Consider the following 21,369-nt stretch of genomic DNA (forward strand, 5'->3'; position numbering starts at 1 on the left):
TCTTACCACTTAAGGCAAGTGCTCCCGCGCCAAATAGTCTCTCGACTGCATTTCTTTGAGCCGGCTTAAGCAGCGGCGGAATTCAAAACTCAGTCGACCTTCCGTGTAAAGCTTCTCCAGTTCGACTTCTGCGGTCATGATAAGTTTGACGTGTCGCTCATAGAACTCATCCACCATAGCGATGAAACGGCGTGCAGTATCGTCATTATTCGCCCCCATCTGCTTCACATTTGCAACCAATACGGAATGATAACAACGGCTGAGTTCAATATAGTCGCTCTGACTACGCGGCCCTTCACACAAAGCGGAAAATTCAATTACCAACACGCCATCGGCCTGCATTCGAGTAGGAATACTGCGATTGTTTACTTCGATATTCTGCCCTTGTGTTCCCTTTTCAGGCGCTAACTGTTCGAAATATTCATTTAAGTGCGCATCGCCGTTTTCATCGAGGGGAAAGTGAAAAATTTCAGCCTGTTCGAGAGTTCGCAGGCGGTAATCAATTCCGCTGTCGACGTTAATCACATCGGTATAACGGTTAATGAGGTCGATGGCCGGCAGAAAGCGCGCCCGCTGCAACCCGTTTTTATAGAGATCATCAGGAATAATATTTGACGTTGCCACAAGGGTAATGCCCCTGGCAAATAATTCTTGCATCAGTGTACCTAGAATCATCGCATCGGTAATATCTGATACAAAAAACTCATCAAAGCAAATAACGCGAGCTTCACTGGCTAAGCGATCTGCGACGATTTTCAACGGGTCTACTTCATTGGGTAAAGCCTTTAGCTCAGCGTGCACCCGATGCATAAACCGGTGAAAATGAACCCGCATTTTCTTTTCAAAAGGCAAACAGTCGAAAAACGTATCGACCAAGTAGGTTTTCCCCCGTCCAACTCCGCCGTAAAAATAAAGGCCCTGAATTGGTTCCACCGCCCGCTTTTTACCAAGTAACCCTCTGATTTTACCGCGCACTCCTTTGCGATGTGCCGGTGTTGACGAAATGAACTCGTCATATAACCGCTGTAATGCCATCACGGCATTTTCTTGTGCGGGATCGTGTGAAAACGTGGGAGACTGGAGATCTTGCTGATATTTTTCCCAAGGCGTCATCGACAACACTACTCCTGAAAATTCTGCCTGGAAGGTCGCGGCTGCGCAGACCTCCTTGAAAAATGAAAATATGAACTTAAATTCCGGATAAATACCGGTAAAATCCTCTTCGAGGATAATCATACCGCAAGGGGCGGTAGCAGATGAAGTTTTTACATTGCCAATGTGTCCGATTGTTACAAATCTCAGTCCGATAGCACCGCGTAAAAGGGGCATTTGTATTAAGATATTGCTATAGTCACTTTGAAGTTTTTGCATTTCAGTACTCTCGTTCACCGTACTGTTATCTTTTGGAGAAATTAATGGACGTACTTATTCCTGTTGCCTTATTAGTTGTTGGATTGATCATAGGTTTTTTCATTGGTCGGTTTATGTTTTCGGGCAAAGGCAACACAAAGGCGAATAAACAAGCTGAGCAGAGTATCAAAGAGCTCATGTCTCAACAGGCTGAACATCATATTCATCAAACCCGTCAGGCCGTTGAGTCAATAGAGAAACAGTGCGATGCCCTCAAGCAACATATCAACGAATATGAAGGCTTGCTTAACCAAGGTGAAGACGATACTCCACGCGTGCCGTTTTACGGTGAGCAGGCTACTACTTACTTACGTAATAATATCCAGGGCAGAGAAAAGGCAAAACCCGCCGCTGTGCCTGAAGCGCAACCCAGAGACTTCGCTAACGAAGGTTCTGGTCTGTTTGTCGGCACAACTGGGCAGTCTACCGCAGAGAAAGACTAAATCAGGAACTTTTGCAAACCGCCCGAGTCTGTCAGTGAACGTAACCATATCGCATGTGACATGAAGGAGTTTAAGCGAATATGAAGAAATCTCTACGCCAGATGTTTGTTGTATCGAGCGTTGTAGCGAGTAGTTTAGGCATGTCTGCCAATGCGAATGCCGCCCTGCCTTTTTTCGGAGAAGAAAAAAAGCAGGAGATGCCGACATTAGCGCCAATGCTGGAAGAAGCCATGCCGGCTGTGGTCAGCATTTCTGTGGAAGGCACCCAAACCGCCACCCAACGCGTGCCGGAAATGTTTCGTTATTTCTTTGGCGGCCCTCAAGAGCAAGTACAAGAGCGTCCGTTTAGAGGCTTGGGCTCTGGCGTTATCATTGACGCCGATAAAGGCTACGTTGTAACTAATAATCACGTTGTAGATAATGCCGACGAAATTACAGTCAAGTTAAGTGATGGCCGTGAATTTACAGCGAAGAAACTCGGTGCTGATGAACAGAGCGATATTGCCCTGCTAAAAATTGATGCGGAAGATCTCACGGCACTGCCACTCTCTAATTCAGATAGCATGCGAGTTGGCGATTATGTAGTCGCCATTGGGAATCCCTTCGGCCTTTCTCAAACCGTGACCTCGGGTATTATTTCTGCTATGGGTCGCTCCGGTTTGAACATTGGAGGCTATGAAGACTACATTCAAACTGATGCCGCTATTAACCGCGGAAATTCAGGTGGCGCTTTAGTTAACCTTCGCGGTGAACTCGTGGGTATCAACACTGCTATATTTGGCCCCAACGGTGGAAACGTGGGGATCGGTTTTGCCATACCCAGCAATATGATGAAAAACCTCGTTGATCAAATTGCTGAGTTCGGTGAAGTTCGTCGCGGTCTGCTGGGTATTATGGGCAATGATGTAGACGCCGGCCTGGCTAAAGCCATGGGTGTGAGCTCCAACAGAGGTGCATTTGTCAGGGAAGTCACACCGGAATCTGCTGCTGAAAAAGCAGGGCTCAAAGCCGGTGATATTATCACTGAAGTCAATGGCCGAGAACTCACTGGTTTCCGCGAGCTTGCCGCTAAGATTGCCAGTATGGGCGCAGGCGCAGAAGTGGAACTAACCATTGTACGCGAAGGTGACGAACAAACCGTCATGGTAACGTTGGACGATGCAGCCAACAGCCAGGTAACCGCAGAAACGCTACATCCTGCGCTGGAAGGCGCAACGCTGGTGAACGGTAAAGACGCTGCTGGTAACGATGGCATTCAGGTTTCAGATATAGAACGCAACAGTCCGGCGGCGCGGATCGGTTTGCAAGCCGAGGACGTCATTATAGGCGTAAACCGCCAGCGAGTGAAAACGGTAGCTGAATTCCGCGAAAAGCTTGACGATTCTAAGGACAATGTCATAGCGCTTAATATCAGACGGGGTAATGCCACTATCTACTTACTTATCCGTTAATCTATTCAGCGCCGCAGCCTTTGCTGTGGCGCTGTTTTCATTCAATCTTTTTTGCTGCCGACATCCCCCTTTTTGGACATACTTAGAATCTTTCTGTTCGTCTTGGTGGCACATTACTTATCCCAATTGATATGATAGAATTCTTTTATGAACTTCGCCTCGTTCATCATTTGTAGAGGCAATACGGAATGATACAGGCGTGGCAGGCAAGCAATTCTTCAGTTTTATTTTAAAATCAATTCTTCTTGGCGTAACAGCAGGGGTTCTTCTGTTGTTTTTTATGCCTAATTTACGCACCGGTGCGGGCTTCGCTGATTTCGTGTTTTCAGCCGATAGCACTTTGCCACCGAGGCAAAGCCACTACGCGGCAATTAGTCGCTCTGCGCCGGCAGTAGTGAATATCTACAGCGTGAGTATCGAAACCGACACAGGCTTATTCCGCAGTCGCCCTCGAGAACGCACCAGTTTGGGTTCTGGAGTAATTATGACGGAATCAGGCTATTTACTAACGTGTAACCACGTAGTGGCAAACGCCGACAGTATTTTTGTGGCAGTTCAGGACGGCAGAATTCTCGAAGCGCAAATTGTTGGCACAGACCAACTTACCGACCTGGCTGTTCTCAAGGTAAATGCAGAAGACTTACACGTTATCCCCCAAACTGATGAGCCAGATCTCCACGTCGGCGATCTCGTGATGGCCATAGGAAACCCCTTCGATTTAGGTCAAACCATTACCCACGGCATTGTAAGTCGGGCAGGTAGAAATGGCCTGTCAAATTACGTAGATTTCATTCAAACCGACGCCGTACTCAACCAAGGAAACTCCGGTGGGGCATTAGTAGACAGTAACGGAACACTGGTGGGGATCACCAACGCCAACTTTCAGGTCAGAGATTCACGCAGTGGGGTGAGAAATGTCGATGGAATAAATTTCGCTGTTCCTTATGAGCTTGCGAAACGAGTGATGGACGAAATAATCCAGAAAGGCAAGGTTATTCGCGGTCAATTGGGCTTTATTGGCAGTGAAGTAAGAGATCGCCCAGGTATTGAAGTTACCGCGGTTGCCTCTACCAGCCCGGCTGATCAGGCAGGGTTGCGGGCTGGTGACGTGATTGTTGCAATAGACGGAATTCGCCTTGAAAGTGCTTCAAAAACACTGGATATGATTGCCGAAACCGAACCGGGTAAAACCCTCGAACTTGAAATCAGCCGCAATGGCAATAGCATGAAAATTAAGGCGACAGTCGCTGAGTTAGGGCAACCGGGTGGCAACGGTAGTACACGCTAGTTGTGACTTGCCTGTTACAGGCAAAAGCCTCTGAGACAAAAAAACCGGTTAGCCCCGGTTTTTTCTTGCATTACACTTATCTTTGCTTTGACAATAGTGTTCAGCTTTCGCCGTATTGCCAGGTTTAACACCTTCCGCTACTGCATAAGGTGGCTCACCAAGAAAGATAATTGTAACCAGCATCAGTGAAAAAAGTACCGCAGGGATAGCATTTTTCGGATCTGACGCTAGACGATTTAAAATGTAACGATGTAAAGAGAAGAACTTTCTCACGCGCACACCCCACCCGATAACCTTACTTTAATGTTTATTATTTTTATATTTTCGACTACAAAATCTGTAATAAAACCACAGATCAAATGAAAGCTAATGTATAACATACATTGCAGAAAGTTGACACCCACATCGCATTTCGTTCTTTGTTTTTTCGAATTTTTTCTGTTATTTCCTGACCATTTGTACATGCCTTCAACACCTTGTAAACACGTTGTAAAATTTTCAGTTTAATGACGTGTTTATCTTAAAAGAGGATAGGTTGTCGATCAGATCAAAAGCGTCATAAATTGTGTAAAATTGTAACCTTCTCTTTTTTGCACTCCTTTGACACGGTACTCTATGTGTGTGTTTTACGCAGGATTCTAATTTTTTGAAGCGCTCGCTTGTTTTCCTTTATTTCATTTTCGTAACTTTTCGGGGCTACGCCGACGATACGTGTGAACCTGATGCGTGTGTTGCGGCAGACTCATTCCGTTTCGCCTTGGCCATTGGTTATGGACAACGCACAAACCCGCTGCGTAATGGGGACAATCAAAACCTCGTTCTCATTGGAGACTTTGCTTGGTATGGCAAAGCGTTTTACATAGACAACCTTGAAATCGGTTATCAGTGGCACGAAGGAAATGCGCTAAGTGTGAATACCTATATCACTTATGACCGCGAAGCCCGGCCATTTCATTTTTTCGACGGCTTCGACGCAAGTCCTCTGGACATGTTCACCGCCAGCGAAATCATATCCTCGCCAGGTGGCGTCACTTCTCGCATTAGCATTGAATCACTAGCAAGAAGGAACAATGGCGTCCATGGCGGAGTAAGACTCAACGCAAGCCACGGCGACAATGTTGTTCGCTTAGCTGTTGAACACGACTTAGCAAATGTTCACCAGGGAATAAAAGTTCAGCTTACTTATCGCTACCGCATGAAATTTGCTGACTGGCTAGTCTCAGTTGGCCCTCAAATCACCTGGCACGATGCCGCTTTTAACGATTATTATTACGGTATATCTGCTCGTGATACCGCAGATTCCCGTTTGTGGTACACAAGTAGCAGCGGGTTTAGGCCTGGCGCCAACTTTTCCCTGACGAAGCAGTTAAATTCACAATGGGGAGTCTTGTTCTTTGCAAGGTACCAGCATTTGCCATCCTCCCTAACTCGAAGTCCAATCGTTGACCAAAACCATATCCGCACGGTTTTCGCTGGCTTAACTTACGCGTTCTGAGGTGTTGCATTGACAGGGAAGAAATTAGCACTGCTTGTAACGGGTATCACATTGCCTTTGTGGGCATTCGCTGTACAGGAAGAATGGCAGGTATCACCGCAAACTTGTATCACGGCCTATTTTGGCGACCAGTGCAACATGGACGTGTCAATTCACTTACCTTCGGATCAGAGATTTCCTCTATGTCTATACTTAGAATCGGAGCATCTGAGCTGTTTTCAGCGCAAAGGCAATTTCACTCAACAAGTTAACCTGCGCGAAGACAGTTTGCTATATATAAAAGATAGGACGGGAAACACAGTTTTCTCACAAAAACTAATGGTGAAATGGGAGTATCGACAAGACAAACGTCGGGTTAGAGATCCTTGGAGTCTGTTTTAATGCCGCATATTATCCTTGTTGAAGACGACGCCAGATTAAGAACGCTGGTAAGACATTTTCTTGTTCAAAATCAGTTTGATGTCACTGATATGCCAGACGGCAACTCGCTGCTTTCCACAGTCAAAGTGTCGCCGCCTTCCCTTGTTATTTTGGATGTCATGCTACCCGGTGATGACGGTTTCTCCCTGTGTAAACAGCTACGCAGGCACTATCAGGGCCCACTGTTGTTCATGACGGCCAAAGACGATGACTTCGATCAGGTTTTAGGACTTGAAATTGGGGCCGACGACTACATCACTAAACCTATAGAACCCAGGGTTTTACTGGCTCGAATAAATGCCATACTGAGAAGAGCGTCGGTGAATCATCACCCGGCACAAAGCGAATCTCCTCCGGTGTTAACCTTTGGCAAACTCACTATCGATAGAGCTGCGCGATCTGTTACTCTGGCTGGGGAAACAATCAATTTAACCAGCCATGAATTCGACATGTTGTGGCTGTTGGCCGAAAATGCGGCTTCTGTCGTAGACAGAAATACCATCTACGAAGAGATCATCGGTCGCGAATACGATGGTCTCGACCGCTCAGCCGATGTAAGAGTATCGAGATTGCGAAAAAAGTTGAAAGACAATGCAAGCAACCCATACCGAATAAAAACCATTTGGGGTAAAGGCTTCTTCTTTGTCGCCGATGCCTGGAACTAGTGTGACCCGACTTTTCCTGAGCTTTTACTTATTTATAGCCATTGCCATTGTGGGCCTCAGTGCTGCGTTGGAGCCTTTTTTCTATGGTAATGACAAACAACTTCCCCCTTCCGCCAAAGAGATCAAAACACAATTAGAAGGTCTCTCCGGCGAAGCACGGGCACACGTAGTCGCTCAACTTACCACCCATCAGCCGCAGGTACTGCCGCTGTCTTCACTCGCATTTAGTGAAGAGACCCTCACCGACCTGCTCCATGGCGAAGTCATCGCTCTGTTTTACCAAAATACAGTGCAACTGTATGCACGTGCGGATGATGAAAGCTTATACGAATTTACTTTTCCGGCTGGCTCGGATGCGCCGCCAGCCACCTTGTACAGCCTGGTTTTCTTTATTGCGCTAGGTCTTGTTGTGGCTCTTTGGATCTGGCCTCTTTGGCGCGATCTTTCCAACATCACAAAAGGTATCAAAACGGTGGATCCGGATGGATCTATTCCCCCCATTGTTGTGCCAAAACGCTCTGTGGTTGCGCCTATAGCGTCGGCGCTAAACGCACTGAGTCAACAAGTTTCTGAACTATTGGCACGGCACAAAGAGATGACAGGCGCGGTCGCCCACGAGTTGCGTACACCACTGGCACGACTGAAGTTTACGCTGGGAAGCAATGATACTCCAGACCAGGAAAGCTGGTTTGCCATGCGTGAAGATGTCAATGAATTGGAAAGGATGGTCCAGGAAATGCTCGACTATTTGCGGCACGACGGCAAGCCCCCAGAACTAAATGTCAGTCACATTCCCGTTGCCGCGTTGCTCGAAAATATTGTACAACGGGTAAAGCCCCAATCAAAAAACATAAACATCCATATCCTACCCACCTCACTAAACGTGATGGGAGATGGCTACTTTATTGAACGCGCTATTGAAAACATTGTGCTCAATGCAGTCAGACATGCGCATTCGAAGGTGTTGTTATCTGCCGAGCAGAGCAAGGGGTTTGTGGTTATTCACGTAGAAGACGATGGCCCGGGAGTCGCACCTCAGGATGCCGAGAAGATTTTTACTCCCTTCTTTCGCCCAGACAGTGCCAGAAGCAGAGAACGCGGCGGTGCCGGATTGGGCCTGGCGATTGTAAAGCGTATTCAAAGCTGGCATCACGGCTATTGCTCTGTAACAAAGAGTAAGCTGGGGGGGGCGAATTTTTCCATTAGCTACCCCACCCGTACTTAACTCATTTTGCTACTCTTTCTCTCTGCGGATATTTGCCCCCAATGCACTGAGTTTTTCTTCAATACGCTCATAACCACGATCGAGGTGATAAATTCTAGTGACATGGGTTTCGCCTTCGGCAATTAATCCGGCAATGACCAGACTGGCAGAAGCCCGAAGATCGGTAGCCATTACAGGAGCTCCTTTGAGTACTGAGCTTCCTTTAGACACCGCACTATTAGCTTCCAACGCGATTTCTGCCCCCATGCGTTGAAGTTCAGGTACGTGCATAAAACGGTTTTCAAAAATAGTTTCTGTTATTACGCCCGTGCCGTTCGCAACACAGTTTAAGGTAACAAACTGAGCCTGCATATCAGTAGGAAACCCCGGATGGGGTGCGGTTTTAACCTGTACAGCCACCGGTGTTTTCCCTTCCATATCAAGCGCGATCCAGTCTTCACCGGTAGTTATTGTTGCCCCGGCCTGGCGCAATTTATTCAGTACCGCTTCTAGCGTTTCCGGTGCCGCATGAGTACAGGTGATCTTTCCGCCAGAGACAGCTGCCGCAACCAAAAAAGTACCCGTTTCAATGCGATCGGGTAATACTCGGTAATCACAACCATGCAAGCGTTCAACGCCTTCAATGGTAATGTGATCCGAGCCCGCGCCTTTGACTTTCGCCCCCATCTGATTCAGGCAATTTGCCAAATCAACAATTTCCGGTTCCCGGGCTGCATTTTCAAGCTCCGTTGTGCCATCCGCCAATGCAGCAGCCATCATCAGATTCTCAGTTGCGCCCACACTCACCACGTCCATGAAGATGCGTGCGCCTTTCAACCGCCCCTCAACTTTTGCCCGAATGTAACCTTCGTCAACCTCAATATGGGCTCCCATTTGTTCAAGGCCTGACAAATGCAAATTGACTGGTCTGGCGCCAATAGCGCAGCCACCGGGCAGGGATACATTCGCCTGTCCCTGCTTTGCAAGCAATGGACCTAACACCAGAATTGAGGCGCGCATGGTTTTCACCAATTCATAAGACGCGGTTACACTTTGCAAGCTGGCAGCAGAAATACGAATTTCGTTGTTGTCAGGCTTGCTTATCTCGGCACCCAGCTGCTTGAGCAACGCAGTCGTCGTATTGATGTCCCGCAAATTTGGCACATTGGTAAAGCGACAAGGTTCGTCGGTGAGCAATGGTGTCATAAGGAGTGGCAAAGCCGCATTTTTGGCTCCACTAATGCGAACTTCACCTTGTAGAGGCGGACTTTGTTTAATAACTAGTTTATCCACGTAGCAACAACCGTCATTGAGGTAAGTGAAACTGGCGCTCGCGCTGCCAGTCGGCTTCGGAAAAGGTTTTGATTGAAATGGCGTGCATAGTGCCGTCAGAAATTTTATCTTGCAATGGGCCGTAAACGGCTTGTTGACGTTGCACCCGACTCATTTTATTAAAGCTATCGCTGACGGCAATAACAGTGTAGTGCGAGCCTTCGCCTTTGACATAGACTTCAGTAAGTTCCAACTTGTCTTTTAACAAGGCTTCAATTTCAGATATTTCCATGATTCTTCATTCTGCCATATGGAGGATTAGGTTACGGGTAAAAGCGTATCGACTTCGCTGATCCTGGCGAGTTTCAGAAGTTTATCTGGTACCTGTGCTAATGACACATCAACATTGTGTCCTTTGCCATCACGCACTGCGTTAATTAACCAAGCTAAACCTGCACTGTCAATTCTCTCAACATCTCCTAGATCGAGAACACACTTACCCAAATTTGCCAGTGAGGCCTTTTCGGCGGAGTTTAGCATACCCCACCAATTTTTGGCGAGGGTATCACGGTCAAGATGACCGTGAATATGCACAACGCCGGTATCGTTTAGCTGAAAAAGGCTCACGAGGCGTCCTTTTCTTTAGCTTGTTTGACTTGCTCACCCACCGGTTGTTCAATTTTTTCCCGCATCAGCTTAATGACCGCGTCAATGCCTTCCTGTCTTAAGATGGGTTCAAACTCAGCGCGCTTACTGTTCAACAAGCTGATACCCTCAGCAACCATATCATAGGCTTTCCACTCATTGGTACGACTGTCTTTGCGCACCTGGAATGCGACTTTAATTTCCGGACGCCCCGGGTCCTGTACGACGGCACGTACGGTGACAGATTTCTGACCTGCGAAATTACTTTCCGGTTCAAACACCACATTTTGGTCATCGTAATACCCCATGGCCACGGCGTAGGTGGTAATCAGGTACTGACGAAATACCTGCACATACTCGGACAACTTCTCTTTGGGAACGGACTTAAAATATTTTCCCAGTACTTTAAATGCCGCAAACTGATAGTCGATGTGAGGCAATAACTCCTCTTTCATTATCGTGCGTAATAGCTCAGGATCTTGCTCAATTTGACTCTGACTGTCCTTAATTCGGTCAAAGGTTTTCAGACCAACGGTTTTAACCAATTGATACGGATTTTCCTCATTGACCTCCTGTGCATTCACAGAAGTGACCACACTGGCGAATAAAAGACCGGCCAAAAGCAATAATTTTTTCAATGGAAACTCTCCTAAAGTTACAAATTTGGTGCTCATCTCATTTTGTAGCGCTGAACAGACAGACCAGAACCGCAACGAAATGATTTCAGATTACTCGTCTTTACCGCCGCGGTTGAACAAGAACTGCCCTATCAGATCTTCCAGCACCAGTGCTGATTTGGTGTCCTGTAGATAGTCTCCGTCTTTGAGTTCTTCAACCCCATCAAAAGAAAAACCTGGCTGAAATCCGACGTACTGCTCACCAAGCAGGCCAGATGTCAGGATTGACACAGAACTGGTGTCGGGAAATCCTTCATATGCCGTGGAAATACTCAACGTAACAACGGGGGTGTAATCGTCCTTGTCCAGGTGAATATCTGCAACACGTCCAATGGTTACGCCACCCACCTTCACCGCTGAGCGCACTTTCAAGCCGCCGATGTTGTCGAATTTCGCATAGAGATTGTACGTGTCTCCGGCATTCGTCATTGTTTGATTTGCGACTTTTAGCGCCAGCAATAAAATAGCGCCAATGGTCAGGACAATAAAAACGCCAACCATGAGTTCAGTCTTGTACTTATTCATTACTTTCCCCTACTCAATTCCGAACATCAGGGCGGTGAGTACGAAATCCAACCCCAATACAGCTAAAGATGAAAAAACAACGGTTTCGGTTGTCGCTTTACTGATCCCTTCCGAAGTGGGGATTGAATCATAGCCTTTAAAAATGGCAATCCAGGTCACAACCAGGGCGAATACGAGGCTTTTTATCACCCCATTTATAACATCCTTCTCCCATTCAACCGTTGATTGCATCAACGACCAATAGCTACCGGCATCCACTCCCAACCAGTCGACACCTACCAGATGTCCGCCTAAAATACCCACCGCACTAAAAATAACAGCCAGGGCGGGCATGGAAATCATTCCCGCCCAAAAACGGGGCGCCACCACTCGGCGCAGCGGGTCGACCGCCATCATTTCCAGACTGGACAATTGTTCAGTGGCTTTCATCAAGCCAATTTCCGCCGTGAGTGCAGAGCCTGCCCTACCGGCGAATAGCAGAGCAGTTACCACCGGCCCGAGTTCTCTTAACAGAGACAACGCAACCATGGGTCCAAGACTTCCCTCTGCCCCATAATCCACGAGAATCGTATAGCCCTGTAACGCCATTACCATGCCAATAAATAATCCTGACACAACAATAATTAACAAAGACTGAACACCCACGACATAGATCTGACGAACAGTCAAATACACATTTTTCAGTTTTGGAAGAGAGGCCAGCGCACCAAACAACATCAACCCTGCTCGGCCTATGGCAGCCACTTTGCCGATGGTTTCGCGACCAATGTGTTGGAAAAGATTCATGATCCCTCTCCCAGCAAGCTGTCTTTCAACGGCGGCGCCGGATAGTGGAAAGGCACGGGACCGTCGGCTTCTCCATTCAGAAACTGTTGTACAAGGGCGGAATCACTGTTGCGGATATCATCAGGCGTGCCTTTACCAATGATGCGTTTATCAGCAAGAATGTAAATGTAGTCTGCAATCGTCAGCACTTCAGTTACATCGTGGGTAACAACGATACTGGTAACATCCAAAGCGTCATTTAATTCGCGGATGAGTTTCACCAGCACGCCCATGGATATGGGGTCCTGCCCGGCGAATGGCTCGTCGTACATAATGAGATCCGGATCAAGAGCAATGGAACGGGCCAGCGCAGCGCGCCTTGCCATGCCGCCAGACAACTCACTGGGCATCATATTGACCGCTCCTCGCAGCCCCACAGCCTGTAGCTTAAGTGCGACAATAGTGTCGATAATATCGTCGCTCAGACGGGTGTGTTCTTTGAGTGGAAAAGCGACATTGTCCCCTACCGTCATATCAGTAAATAAAGCACCGCTTTGAAATAGCATGCTCATTCTTCTGCGCGCGGCGTACAACTCGCCCCGACTCATGGAAACAACACTGGTGTTGTCAAACAGAATATCGCCTGAATCGGGTAACAGTTGACCGCCAATGAGTCTGAGCAAGGTGGTTTTTCCGATACCGCTGGGTCCCATCACCGCCGTGATTTTTCCTTTCGGTACTTCAATGGAGACATTGTCGTAGATCACCCGATCGCCGCGACGAAATGTCATGTTATCTATCTCGACTAAATTTCCCATAAAGTTTGAAATTACGTTTCCTTTCAGTGTCGCGAGAACATCGCGTTAGCTGACTAAATTAAAAACTACACACTACAGTGTAGTTTTTTTTGCAATTGTACGTGTTTTCAATCACGAGGCAAAAGCGAAAAAGTTACAAGTTATGTTCGTTTTTATCGAACTGCGGGTCTGGGATAGCAAAACACAGGCCAGAAGTAAAACGCCCTCAAGCCATACCACAGTGCTAGACGGAACTTACCTCCAACAATTGGCGATATGGAAAACCTCGGGAGAGACAATGCCTCCCACTATCGGGTAAATTGATGGGGAAACGTTCAGACCGTTCCCTTCAACCACTTATTGCACCTCGCTTTTAAACCCACAACGCGATTTGTGCATATATGCCTGTACAGGAGTGTATTATTTTGATTCTACTGAAATCATGGGCAAAAGCCCTAGTTTTTGCGACAATCAGAAAAAACAAAGGATGAATGGTTTATTGTGTTTCTTTCTGTCTGTATTTTTCTGCTCGGTTTAGCAGTACTTAGCTGGAGCGCGGACCGTTTTGTTTACGGCGCATCAGCATTGGCGAAGAATATCGGCATTTCCCCAATGATGATTGGCTTAACCATTGTTGCTATGGGGTCGTCAGCACCTGAGATAGTCGTATCCGCCATTGCGTCTGCCAATGGCAACATGAATACTGCTGTGGGCAATGTACTCGGGTCAAACATAACCAATATCGCCCTTGTGCTCGGCGCAACGGCATTGATCTCTCCACTGGTTGTTCGCTCCCTCACCTTGAAACGGGAATTTCCCGTGCTCTTGATGGTAACCATGCTGGCCATGTTATTTTTACACAATGGTTCTCTTACGTCAGTAGAAGGGATTATACTCTTGGCGCTGTTTATTTTCGTGTTGGCCGCCATGGCCTGGATATCACTTGAGGTTGACAAGGAAGACCCTTTAGTAGCGGAGACAAACAGCGAGATCCCTTCAGATGTGCAAACTAAGCACGCCGTGCTGTGGGTTGGCGTTGGCATACTTCTACTGCCACTCAGCGCCCAGTTTATGGTAACCGCTGCGGTGGATATTGCCCATACTTTTGGGATATCTGATCTTGTCATCGGGCTTACGATTATCGCTTTGGGAACCAGTTTACCTGAACTGGCAACAAGTATTGCCGGCGTGCGCAAGGGCGAAAGTGACCTGGTGTTGGGAAACATCATTGGTTCGAATATATTTAACTTACTGGCAGTACTTGGCATGCCGGGGCTGATAGCACCAGGATTACTGGACGAAGATGTTTACAATCGGGACATGTGGGTCATGTTCGCGCTAACCGTTATGCTCTTTTTCCTCAGTTTTAATTTTATTGGCAAGCGAGAACTGGGCAGAATTGAAGGTGGTATCTTCGTTCTGTGTTTTGTTGCTTATCAATTTTGGCTTTTTGGATAATATGAACAGCAACGCTTATATTGAATCCGCAAAACGGGTTATCAAGATAGAATCGGACGCCGTCAGCGCCCTCACAGACCGCTTAAACGAGCATTTCACTGCAGCCTGCACCTGTCTTGCAGGGTGTCAGGGAAAAGTGGTAGTGAGTGGAATGGGAAAGTCGGGCCATATTGGCAATAAGATTGCAGCTACCTTAGCAAGCACGGGCACACCCGCTTTTTTTATGCATCCCGGAGAAGCCAATCACGGTGATCTCGGCATGCTCAGCAGCAGTGATGTCCTGTTGGCCATCTCCAACTCTGGGGAGACCAACGAGTTACTAAGTCTGTTGCCTGTGGTAAAAAGGCTCAATGTACCCGTGATTGCCATGACAAACAGCGCCACTAGCAGTTTAGGGCAATACGCCGATATTTTTCTCGATATCAGTGTTAAACAAGAAGCCTGTTCATTGGGGCTTGCTCCCACATCCAGCACCACCGCGACCCTGGTAATGGGCGACGCGCTGGCTGTGGCTTTACTCGACGCCAAAGGCTTCACTCCGGATGATTTCGCTCTCTCTCACCCCGGTGGCAGTTTGGGGCGGAAATTGCTGTTAAAAGTGAAAGATATTATGATAACTGGCAGTGAATTACCTCTGGTTACTAAAGAAGCAACAGTAACCGAAGCACTGCTTGAAATTTCAACCAAAGGCCTGGGAATGACGGGCATTATCAACAGTCGGGGGGAACTGGCTGGCATATTCACAGACGGCGACTTGCGACGTATTTTGGACGCCAGAACAGACATTCACACCACCTCGGTAGGAACAGTTATGACCGAAGGAGGACGCGTTACTCAACCAGATACCCTGGCGGTTGAGGCGCTTAATGTCATGGAAACCCATCGAATCAGCGCACTGATTGTGGTAGACGAATATCACAAGCCAGTAGGTGCGTTTAATATGCATATGTTGCTAAAAGCAGGAGTAATTTAATGGGCCATGAAGTCACGTTTTACGGTGTTATCAGCGAAGAGCGGTTCGAAAAACTAAAATCACTCAAGTTATTAGTGTGTGACGTTGATGGTGTTTTTTCAGATGGACGGATTTACCTTGGCAACGACGGCGAAGAACTCAAAGCCTTTCATACCCGCGATGGTTATGGGGTAAAAGCACTGATCAACAGCGGTGTTGACGTTGCTATCATTACCGGCCGCGACTCAGCCATTGTGAAGAACCGCATGACATCACTCAGTGTGTCTCATATTATTCAAGGACAGGAAAACAAAGCCGAGGCTATCGCCGGGCTTTGCAATAGCCTCGGTTTGGCGTCGTCCCAAGTCGCCGCAATAGGCGACGATATGCCCGATCTCGGTATGTATGCATATGCGGATACAAAAATTGCCGTGAAAGACGCTCACCCTGCGGTGACGCGAGAAGCAAATTGGATCACCACCCAACGAGGCGGATTTGGCGCAGTACGCGAAGTATGCGATGTGATTATGCAGGCGTTGGGTACGCTGGAGACCATTCACGGAGCCAGTATATGAACCGATTAGGCATCAGTATTTCAGCATTGTTTGTATTGGCATTGTTGATGTACATGCCTGTGTGGATGGCAGAAGACAACAGTGAAAAAACCAAAACCGGCTCAGATGCATTGCGCCCTGCCTATAAAGCGAAAAACCTCACTACCACGCTTTACAACAGCGAGGGAAAACGCAATCACGAAGTTTTCGCCACCGCCATGGAACACTATGACCAATTGGGCTTTGTACTTTTCGCCAACCCCAAATATACGGTTTTTGTCGACGAGGGCAGCCCTCCCTGGCAAGTTACCGCAGAAGAAGGCACACTGTACAACAATGATTTGATCCAACTGGAAAACCAGGTGGTCATTAAAAGTCAAAATAAAAATGAGTTTATCCAAACCATTACAACTGACTTTATCAAAGTAAACCTGAACGACAAGACCATGACCTCTGATCAACCCGTAGAAATCCGCGGTGCTGATACAGTGATCGAGAGCCATGGGTTTAACGCAAATCTGCGCACACAAAAATACGAGTTGATAGACCATGTTCAAACAACGTATTCCCCTGGCAATTAATGTTCTAGGGCTGTCTGTATTCCTTGCCACAGCGCATGTGGCCGCTGATACCGACGATTTTGATCAACCCATTACTGTAGATGCCAATTCTCAGTTCATCGATGGCAAGAAAAAAACCTCTGTTTTTAAAGACAACGTTAAGATTACCCAGGGGTCGCTTGTTATTGAAGCCGATGAAGTGGAAGTCATTGCATCTGAGGGCGAGGGAAAAGAAATATTTATAGCCAGAGGGCAGCCAGCCAAGTACTCTCAAACACTGGACGACGGCGCACAAGTGAAGGCCAGTGCCGAGACAATTCGCTACGAAGTGTTCAGGCAATTGATATCCCTTAACGGCAGTGCAAAAATCCAACAAGACACCAGTATGGTTCAGGGCGAGAGCATTACCTACGACATGGCAAAAGAACAGCTGCAGGCCACCGGTGGTGAAAACAGTGCAAATGGAAGGGTAACGACAGTTTTCCGTCCAGACGCCATAAAAGCAAAAGATAAAAACGACACCGATAACGACGGAGAAAACAAGTAGTCATGGCCACATTATCAGCGTCGCATCTCGCTAAGTCTTATAAATCCAGACAAGTAGTACGGGATGTGAGTCTGTCGGTATCAACCGGACAAATTGTCGGTCTGTTAGGGCCTAACGGCGCAGGGAAAACCACTACATTTTACATGATTGTAGGGCTGGTTCCTTTGGATAAAGGCAAGATAACTATTGACAGTCAAGAGCTTACCCATCAACCCATGCACGAACGGGCGCGTCGGGGAATCGGCTACCTTCCACAGGAAGCGTCCATTTTTCGCAAACTCACCGTGCATGAAAATATCATGGCCATTCTGCAAACTCGTAAAGATTTAAAAACGCACCAGCGGGAAGCAGAAGCAGATTCTCTGCTTGATGAATTCAATATTAACCATATACGCAATAGTACAGGTATGAGTTTGTCGGGTGGAGAGCGCCGAAGAGTGGAAATTGCACGAGCGTTGGCAGCGAACCCACAATTTATTTTACTCGATGAGCCCTTCGCCGGTGTTGATCCTATTTCGGTTAATGATATAAAGAAGATCATTCAGCATTTGCGTGACAGAGGTATTGGTATACTTATCACTGATCACAATGTGCGCGAGACACTGGACGTATGCGAAGAAGCATATATTGTCAGTCATGGGGAACTCATTGCTCAGGGCACTGCCGAAGAAGTATTGAGTAACCAAAAAGTGCGAGATGTATACCTAGGCGAACAATTCAGGCTATAGTTAAGATAGCCCGGATAGAAATGCGAATTAGCGCAGGCACGACAGGCATTCTGTCGGGTATCCTTTTTAAGAGTTATAATAAGACGTAGATGAAACCATCTTTACAATTAAAATTTAGTCAACAACTCACCATGACGCCGCAGTTACAGCAGGCCATCAAATTGCTGCAACTGTCTACGCTCGACTTACAACAGGAAATTCAGGAAGCTCTGGATTCAAACCCCTTGTTGGAAATCGATGAAGGCGCAGATAACGACGTTGTTGAGAAAAATAATATTGATAACGACGACAGTATGCAGGAATCTGCGAGCGCCTCGACGTCAGATAATATGGACACGGGCGAAGCACTGGAGAAAAACGACTTACCGGATGAGCTTCCCATCGACAGTACGTGGGATGAATACATTTCTGCATCATCAGCTCCAGCTCCTGGTCCATCGTCTGGCGGTGATGACGAACAGGTTTTTCAAGGTGAAACCACCGAAAATATCCAGGACCACTTGTTGTGGCAAATGCGGTTAACGCCCTTCTCTGAGACCGATCGTGCCATTGCCATGGCCATTATCGATTCCATTGACGAATCTGGTTACCTCACCGTTACCGTTGAAGACATTCTGCAAAGTGTTAACAGTGACGACATGGAAGAGCCCGTAGAAGAAGATGAGGTAGAATGTGTATTGAAGCGCATTCAGATGTTCGACCCCATTGGCTCAGGCTCCAGAACGCCTCAGGAGTGCTTACTGGTGCAACTGAATCAGTTTGCCCCGGAAACACCATGGTTAGAAGAAGCCAAGCTGATTTTAAAAGATTACGCCGATTTGCTAGGCAGCAAAGATTACCGCACACTAATGCGCAAAACTCGATTGAAAGAAGACCAGTTGCGCGAGGCAATGCGTTTATTGCAAACCCTTAATCCACGTCCCGGCAGTGCGCTTATCACCAAAGAACCCGAGTACGTGATACCCGATGTATCAGTAGCGAAAAAAAATGGTCGCTGGGTTGTTGAACTCAACCCCGACAGCCTGCCAAAGTTAAGCGTGAATCAGCAATACGCAGCTATGAGTCGCCGTGCGAAAAACAGCAGTGATTCTCAATTTATTCGCTCACATATGCAAGAAGCGAAATGGTTTATTAAAAGCCTTGAAAGCCGTAACGATACCCTGCTGAAAGTGGCAAACTGTATTGTGCAACAGCAAATGGGCTTTTTTGAACACGGCCCCGAAATGATGAAACCCATGGTATTAAATGATGTTGCCGAAATGGTAGACATGCATGAATCCACCATTTCTCGGGTTACCACACAGAAGTATATGCACACGCCACGGGGCATTTTTGAGTTGAAATATTTCTTCTCCAGCCACGTTGCGACTGAATCTGGTGGGGAGTGCTCATCAACGGCGATTAGAGCGCTTATCAAGAAGCTGGTGGCGGCTGAGAAGCCAAGTAAGCCACTAAGCGATAGCAAGATTGCTTCATTGTTAGCCGACCAAGGTATCATGGTAGCGCGGCGAACAATAGCAAAGTACCGGGAATCACTATCGATTCCACCGTCTAACCAACGCAAAAGCCTTATTTAAATAAGGCAGTTCACAATAAGGAAGACGAAATATGCAAATCAACCTTACCGGTCATCATGTTGAGATCACTGATTCTTTGCGTAATTATGTCGACACTAAATTCAGTAAACTTGAGAGACATTTCGATCACATATCGAATGTACACGTAATACTGAATGTTGAGAAACTCAATCAAAAAGCGGAGGCAACTGTTCATTTGAGCGGCGCAGAAGTATTCGCATCGTCACAAAATCAAGACATGTACGCAGCAATAGACAGCATGATTGATAAGTTAGACAGGCAAGTACTTAAACACAAGGAAAAGCTGAAAAAGCATTAAACCATGGATATACAAGCCATCGTTAGCCTGGACCGCACCGAGTGTGCGGTTCAGTGCAATAGTAAAAAACGCATTCTGGAAATAATCAGTGGTATTGCCGCGAAGAATAACCCGGAAATAGACGAAGCAGTCGTACTCAGCAGCCTCATGTCCCGGGAGCGGATGGGCAGCACGGGGATCGGAAACGGCATTGCGCTGCCTCACGGCAGACTGGAAGGTTTGGATCACGTCATTGCCATTGTTGTTACCAGTAAACCCGCCATTGACTTTGATGCTATCGACAGCAAACCTGTGGATATATTCTTTACTCTGCTTGTGCCTCAGGATCAAACAGAAGGCCATTTGCAAACCCTTGCTACAGTTGCCGGCAAGCTAAGCGATAAGGAAACCATCAAAACAATACGAAAAGCACAGACAAGCGATGATATTATTCGTGCATTACAGTAACTTAACGGTACAGGATCTGCCTTACACGTTCGTTTAGGAGAAACGCCCGTGAAACTCATCATCATCAGTGGCCGCTCGGGCTCAGGCAAATCGGTAGCGCTACGCGCACTGGAGGACTTGGGCTATTATTGTGTCGATAATATTCCCGTCAACCTGTTACCCGCACTTACCCACACAGTAGTCGATGAATACGACCAGGTTGCAGTTAGCATTGACGTGCGTAACTTACCTAAAGATCCCAGTGACTTGGTAGAAATCCTCGACTATCTTCCCGCCTCCTGGACGGTTACTATTGTCTATATTGATGCCAGTGACGATATGTTGCTAAAACGCTTTAGCGAAACCCGTCGCCTGCACCCGCTAGCAAAGCTGAATAAATCGCTCTCTGACGCAATACAAACGGAAAAGGAACTGCTAGCGCCCATCGCGGAACGCGCTGATCTCAACATCGATACCGATACCCTTAGCATCCATCAGCTGGCCGAGTTAATACGCGAGCGGATTTTGGGTAAAAAAAGTTCCCGTTTAGTATTAGTATTTGAGTCATTCGGATTTAAACACGGTATTCCCAAAGACGCTGACTACGTCTTCGATGCCCGGTTTTTACCCAACCCCCATTGGGAACCGGATTTAAAACACCTTACCGGCTTGGATGCGCCGGTTCAGGTATTTCTTGGCTCCCAGCCCATTGTCACCAAGTTTATCTACCAAATACAGAATCTGATCATCACTTGGTTGCCCCATTTGGAAAGAAATAACCGCAGCTACGTAACCGTAGCCATAGGTTGTACAGGTGGTCAACATCGCTCAGTTTACGTGGCGGAATCTCTCGCGAAAAACTTACGTGACAAGCACCCCGATATCCAAATACGTCATAGGGAGCAAAACAAATAATGCGCTGTGAAAAATCTGTCACTATTGTTAATAAGCTTGGCCTTCACGCCCGGGCCGCCACCCAACTCGCGCAATTGGCGAATCAGTTTGACGCCGAAGTTACACTTCACAAGGGCGATAAACAGGCCAATGCGAACAGTGTATTGGGTTTGATGATGATGGAAAGCCATCAGGGTGAACAAATCACAATCGTGTCTGAAGGACCTGATGCAAAAGCCGCACTTGAAGCCGTTGAAACACTCATAGCGAAGCGTTTCAACGAAGACGAATAAGCCC

Annotated in this window: 27 protein-coding genes; 18 read left to right on the top strand and 9 right to left on the bottom strand. The window is 47.2% G+C overall.

Annotation, left to right across the window (positions count from 1 at the left end; all coding sequences use genetic code 11):
- Positions 1 to 9 precede the first annotated feature (9 nt).
- Entirely contained in the window at positions 10 to 1,113 is a 1,104-nt protein-coding gene (gene zapE, locus KO518_RS03730; RefSeq protein ID WP_252735918.1) for a cell division protein ZapE, read from the bottom strand.
- Between the two features lie 302 nt (positions 1,114 to 1,415).
- Here zapE and KO518_RS03735 point away from each other — a divergent pair, with 302 nt between their 5' ends.
- The 3 genes from KO518_RS03735 to KO518_RS03745 all read left to right on the top strand — a co-directional run bounded on the left by KO518_RS03735 (position 1,416) and on the right by KO518_RS03745 (position 4,592).
- On the top strand, positions 1,416 to 1,853 hold the full coding sequence (locus tag KO518_RS03735) for a ZapG family protein (protein WP_216024496.1): 438 nt from the start codon (positions 1,416 to 1,418) through the stop codon (positions 1,851 to 1,853).
- A gap of 80 nt (positions 1,854 to 1,933) precedes the next feature.
- On the top strand, positions 1,934 to 3,304 hold the full coding sequence (locus KO518_RS03740; RefSeq protein WP_216024497.1) for a DegQ family serine endoprotease: 1,371 nt from the start codon (positions 1,934 to 1,936) through the stop codon (positions 3,302 to 3,304).
- A gap of 280 nt (positions 3,305 to 3,584) precedes the next feature.
- Positions 3,585 to 4,592 (top strand): trypsin-like peptidase domain-containing protein, encoded by a 1,008-nt coding sequence (locus KO518_RS03745; RefSeq protein WP_216024498.1) that lies wholly within the window; start codon positions 3,585 to 3,587, stop codon positions 4,590 to 4,592.
- A gap of 48 nt (positions 4,593 to 4,640) precedes the next feature.
- On the opposite strand, the gene KO518_RS03750 is transcribed toward KO518_RS03745, so the two are convergent.
- Positions 4,641 to 4,865 (bottom strand): hypothetical protein, encoded by a 225-nt coding sequence (locus KO518_RS03750; RefSeq protein WP_216024499.1) that lies wholly within the window; start codon positions 4,863 to 4,865, stop codon positions 4,641 to 4,643.
- Positions 4,866 to 5,238: 373 nt separating this feature from the next.
- On the opposite strand from KO518_RS03750, the gene KO518_RS03755 reads away from it, so the two are divergent.
- Genes KO518_RS03755 through KO518_RS20175 form a run of 4 tightly spaced genes read left to right on the top strand, consistent with a single transcriptional unit; the run spans position 5,239 to position 8,397 of the window.
- Positions 5,239 to 6,087 (top strand): MipA/OmpV family protein, encoded by an 849-nt coding sequence (locus KO518_RS03755; RefSeq protein WP_216024500.1) that lies wholly within the window; start codon positions 5,239 to 5,241, stop codon positions 6,085 to 6,087.
- A gap of 57 nt (positions 6,088 to 6,144) precedes the next feature.
- Entirely contained in the window at positions 6,145 to 6,468 is a 324-nt protein-coding gene (locus tag KO518_RS20170) for a DUF3019 domain-containing protein (RefSeq protein WP_371742243.1), read from the top strand.
- Positions 6,468 to 7,172, top strand: coding sequence for a response regulator (locus KO518_RS03765; protein WP_216024502.1), 705 nt, complete (start codon positions 6,468 to 6,470; stop codon positions 7,170 to 7,172). Before KO518_RS20170 ends, KO518_RS03765 begins: the two co-directional genes overlap by 1 nt.
- Before the next feature lies 1 nt (position 7,173).
- Complete coding sequence (locus KO518_RS20175; RefSeq protein ID WP_216024503.1) at positions 7,174 to 8,397, top strand: ATP-binding protein; 1,224 nt, start codon at positions 7,174 to 7,176, stop codon at positions 8,395 to 8,397.
- 9 nt (positions 8,398 to 8,406) lie between these two features.
- Here the strand turns inward: KO518_RS20175 and murA are convergent, their stop codons facing one another.
- The 7 genes from murA to KO518_RS03805 form a co-directional block, all read right to left on the bottom strand.
- A complete protein-coding gene (murA, locus tag KO518_RS03775; RefSeq protein ID WP_216024504.1) occupies positions 8,407 to 9,669 on the bottom strand; it encodes a UDP-N-acetylglucosamine 1-carboxyvinyltransferase in 1,263 nt (420 codons plus the stop codon).
- Positions 9,670 to 9,682: 13 nt separating this feature from the next.
- Positions 9,683 to 9,940, bottom strand: coding sequence for a BolA family protein (locus KO518_RS03780; protein WP_216024505.1), 258 nt, complete (start codon positions 9,938 to 9,940; stop codon positions 9,683 to 9,685).
- Positions 9,941 to 9,966: 26 nt separating this feature from the next.
- Complete coding sequence (locus KO518_RS03785) at positions 9,967 to 10,275, bottom strand: STAS domain-containing protein (RefSeq protein WP_216024506.1); 309 nt, start codon at positions 10,273 to 10,275, stop codon at positions 9,967 to 9,969.
- Positions 10,272 to 10,931, bottom strand: coding sequence for a phospholipid-binding protein MlaC (locus KO518_RS03790; RefSeq protein ID WP_252735881.1), 660 nt, complete (start codon positions 10,929 to 10,931; stop codon positions 10,272 to 10,274). Before KO518_RS03790 ends, KO518_RS03785 begins: the two co-directional genes overlap by 4 nt.
- 90 nt (positions 10,932 to 11,021) lie before the next feature.
- Positions 11,022 to 11,495 (bottom strand): outer membrane lipid asymmetry maintenance protein MlaD, encoded by a 474-nt coding sequence (mlaD, locus tag KO518_RS03795; protein ID WP_216024508.1) that lies wholly within the window; start codon positions 11,493 to 11,495, stop codon positions 11,022 to 11,024.
- 9 nt (positions 11,496 to 11,504) lie between these two features.
- Entirely contained in the window at positions 11,505 to 12,281 is a 777-nt protein-coding gene (mlaE, locus tag KO518_RS03800; protein WP_216024509.1) for a lipid asymmetry maintenance ABC transporter permease subunit MlaE, read from the bottom strand.
- Positions 12,278 to 13,078 carry an ATP-binding cassette domain-containing protein gene (locus KO518_RS03805; RefSeq protein WP_216024510.1) on the bottom strand — a complete coding sequence of 267 codons (801 nt, stop codon included), beginning with the start codon at positions 13,076 to 13,078 and terminating at the stop codon, positions 12,278 to 12,280. The genes mlaE and KO518_RS03805 overlap by 4 nt, the downstream gene beginning before the upstream one ends.
- A gap of 480 nt (positions 13,079 to 13,558) precedes the next feature.
- Between KO518_RS03805 and KO518_RS03810 the strand changes: the two genes are divergently transcribed.
- The 11 genes from KO518_RS03810 (at position 13,559) to KO518_RS03860 (ending at position 21,365) form a co-directional block, all read left to right on the top strand.
- Positions 13,559 to 14,515 (top strand): calcium/sodium antiporter, encoded by a 957-nt coding sequence (locus KO518_RS03810; RefSeq protein ID WP_216024511.1) that lies wholly within the window; start codon positions 13,559 to 13,561, stop codon positions 14,513 to 14,515.
- Between the two features lies 1 nt (position 14,516).
- Positions 14,517 to 15,488, top strand: coding sequence for a KpsF/GutQ family sugar-phosphate isomerase (locus KO518_RS03815; RefSeq protein ID WP_216024512.1), 972 nt, complete (start codon positions 14,517 to 14,519; stop codon positions 15,486 to 15,488).
- A complete protein-coding gene (kdsC, locus tag KO518_RS03820; protein ID WP_216024513.1) occupies positions 15,488 to 16,042 on the top strand; it encodes a 3-deoxy-manno-octulosonate-8-phosphatase KdsC in 555 nt (184 codons plus the stop codon). Before KO518_RS03815 ends, kdsC begins: the two co-directional genes overlap by 1 nt.
- Positions 16,039 to 16,602, top strand: coding sequence for an LPS export ABC transporter periplasmic protein LptC (gene lptC, locus KO518_RS03825; protein WP_216024514.1), 564 nt, complete (start codon positions 16,039 to 16,041; stop codon positions 16,600 to 16,602). The genes kdsC and lptC overlap by 4 nt, the downstream gene beginning before the upstream one ends.
- Positions 16,571 to 17,128, top strand: coding sequence for a lipopolysaccharide transport periplasmic protein LptA (gene lptA, locus KO518_RS03830; RefSeq protein ID WP_216024515.1), 558 nt, complete (start codon positions 16,571 to 16,573; stop codon positions 17,126 to 17,128). Before lptC ends, lptA begins: the two co-directional genes overlap by 32 nt.
- A gap of 2 nt (positions 17,129 to 17,130) precedes the next feature.
- The gene (gene lptB, locus KO518_RS03835) at positions 17,131 to 17,856 is read left to right on the top strand and encodes an LPS export ABC transporter ATP-binding protein (protein WP_216024516.1); all 726 of its coding nucleotides are present in this window, start codon (positions 17,131 to 17,133) and stop codon (positions 17,854 to 17,856) included.
- Between the two features lie 89 nt (positions 17,857 to 17,945).
- Positions 17,946 to 19,433 (top strand): RNA polymerase factor sigma-54, encoded by a 1,488-nt coding sequence (locus KO518_RS03840; protein WP_216024517.1) that lies wholly within the window; start codon positions 17,946 to 17,948, stop codon positions 19,431 to 19,433.
- A gap of 31 nt (positions 19,434 to 19,464) precedes the next feature.
- Positions 19,465 to 19,752, top strand: a complete 288-nt coding sequence (gene hpf / locus KO518_RS03845; RefSeq protein WP_216024518.1) for a ribosome hibernation promoting factor — start codon at positions 19,465 to 19,467, stop codon at positions 19,750 to 19,752.
- A 3-nt stretch (positions 19,753 to 19,755) separates the two neighbouring features.
- Entirely contained in the window at positions 19,756 to 20,199 is a 444-nt protein-coding gene (gene ptsN, locus KO518_RS03850) for a PTS IIA-like nitrogen regulatory protein PtsN (RefSeq protein WP_216024519.1), read from the top strand.
- Between the two features lie 48 nt (positions 20,200 to 20,247).
- The gene (gene rapZ / locus KO518_RS03855; RefSeq protein WP_216024520.1) at positions 20,248 to 21,093 is read left to right on the top strand and encodes an RNase adapter RapZ; all 846 of its coding nucleotides are present in this window, start codon (positions 20,248 to 20,250) and stop codon (positions 21,091 to 21,093) included.
- Positions 21,093 to 21,365, top strand: coding sequence for an HPr family phosphocarrier protein (locus KO518_RS03860; RefSeq protein ID WP_216024521.1), 273 nt, complete (start codon positions 21,093 to 21,095; stop codon positions 21,363 to 21,365). The genes rapZ and KO518_RS03860 overlap by 1 nt, the downstream gene beginning before the upstream one ends.
- Positions 21,366 to 21,369 lie beyond the last annotated feature (4 nt).

It is taken from the genome of Aestuariibacter sp. A3R04 (assembly GCF_018860805.1).
GTDB lineage: Bacteria > Pseudomonadota > Gammaproteobacteria > Enterobacterales > Alteromonadaceae > Alteromonas.